Here is a 1,640-nt window from a genome sequence, read left to right as displayed (position 1 = left end):
GGACACGACCGGACGGGTGTGAGAAAGTTGCATCGACGAGATGCCCTTCTTGAACTGGCGATACGGACCTTCGACAAGTCGTATCTTCCCAAGTCAGGAGGGCATTCTCGCGTTCCCACGCCCACCCGCGGCAATCAGCCCATCGGTGAATCGAGGCTTAGGCGAGCATCAGCCGCGTGTCGGTCCAGCCTGGCATCATGGACCCCAAGAGCGCAGGTGGGCATCCGAGACAGGAATACGCATGGACGTCAAGCAAGTCCTCGCTGATGCATGGGAAGCAGTCGAGGGCTCGGGGGTGCCAGAGGGCCTGCACGCCGTGGCATTCGAGCAGGCAGTGCGTCTCATCGCTCGCCCCGAGGCATCATCCGCTCAAGGCTCCACTCCAGGATCGACAGAAGCCTCGCCTTCTGCTCCATCCCGTGGCGCAACGAACCCGAGCAAGGGGGTGCCCGTCAGGAAACCGGGCAACGGGATCGCGCCGTCCGACGACGCGAGTCTCATTCACGATGAGGACGCGTTCTTCGAAACCTTCGCCAGCGAGTCCCACGTCGACGCGGAGACGTTACGCCGCGTGTACTACGTGAAGGACGGACGGATCCGCATCGGGCTGACCAAGCGCGCCCTCGGCAAGACGGAGGCGGACTCTAACCGCACCGTGGCAACCCTGCTCGCCGGCGTGCGCTGGTATGTCAACGGCGACCCGGCACTCAAGATCGGGGAGGTCCGCGACGCCGCAGGCGTCATCGGCTACCAGGTGAGCCGCAACCTCTCGAAGCACCTTGAAGGAGTCTCGGGCACCCAGGCGGTCGGCTCCGGCAACGACAAGGCGATCCGCGTCCAGCGCGGAAGGTTTGATGAGCCGTTCCAGCAGCTCATCGATCGCCTGACGGCCGCCTGACGTGCCTACAGCCCAGTACGACACCCTCAAGAAGTCATTCGTCCAAGGTGGCCTGCCCGAAGACCTCGTGACAGCTGTGCTGGACGAGTACGGGAGCAACAAGCGCCGGTACTTCCTCAACGACTACCGCCCGGCAGCAGTCGATGCCGGGCGGTTCTGCGAGGCGGTCACACGCGTCATTCAATTCCTCGGTAAGGACCCACACGTCCCGCTCACAGCCGAGATCAAGGTGGACAGCGCGCTCAACAAGATCGAGAATGACATGACCCTTGAGGAGGGTCTCCGACTCCACGTTCCTCGTGCCATCCGTTTGGTATACGGCGTCCGGAACAAGCGCGACACGGGGCACCTCAAAGGCGGGATTGACCCGTCGCTTCAGGACGCGACTCTGGTCGTAAGCACGCTGGACTGGGTACTCGCGGAACTCGTCCGCATAGCGCACGGTGTGACGGCGGACGGAGCGCAGGACCTCATCACCGGGATCGTAACCAAGGAGGTGCCGCTCGTCGCGGTGTACAACGGCAGGCCCGTGCTCCTAACGGACCTGAAGCACCTCGACCACATTCTGGTGGTCCTGTACTGGGCGAGCAGCGGGTCGGTCACGAGGGGTCAACTGGCTCTTCAGAATTGGGGGTGTAGGCGGGGGCGGCGCCGGGAGCGACACGGCGTGTCGAGGTCCAGGTAGGGGTCGAGGTCTTCCGATGATGGGAGTTCTGACGCTGCCCATCCGAAAGACCTCGAC

At 63.7% G+C, this 1,640-nt stretch carries 2 protein-coding genes; both read left to right on the top strand.

Annotated elements, in window-relative coordinates; all coding sequences use genetic code 11:
• Positions 1-241: 241 nt before the first annotated feature.
• Positions 242-898, top strand: coding sequence for a hypothetical protein (locus HIR71_RS16205; RefSeq protein ID WP_169326093.1), 657 nt, complete (start codon positions 242-244; stop codon positions 896-898).
• Position 899: 1 nt separating this feature from the next.
• Positions 900-1,583, top strand: a complete 684-nt coding sequence (locus HIR71_RS16200; RefSeq protein WP_169326092.1) for a hypothetical protein — start codon at positions 900-902, stop codon at positions 1,581-1,583.
• Positions 1,584-1,640 lie beyond the last annotated feature (57 nt).

The organism is Cellulomonas fimi, from assembly GCF_012952065.1.
GTDB classification, from domain to species: Bacteria; Actinomycetota; Actinomycetes; order Actinomycetales; family Cellulomonadaceae; genus Pengzhenrongella; species Pengzhenrongella fimi_A.
Note: the sequence above shows the minus strand (reverse complement) of the source record. Positions and strands in the feature narration are given on the sequence as shown.

What these genes read in the sequence shown, in the direction of transcription:
- HIR71_RS16205 (WP_169326093.1), top strand. Translation starts at nt 242, where the DNA reads ATGGACGTCAAGCAAGTCCTCGCTGATGCATGGGAAGCAGTCGAGGGC.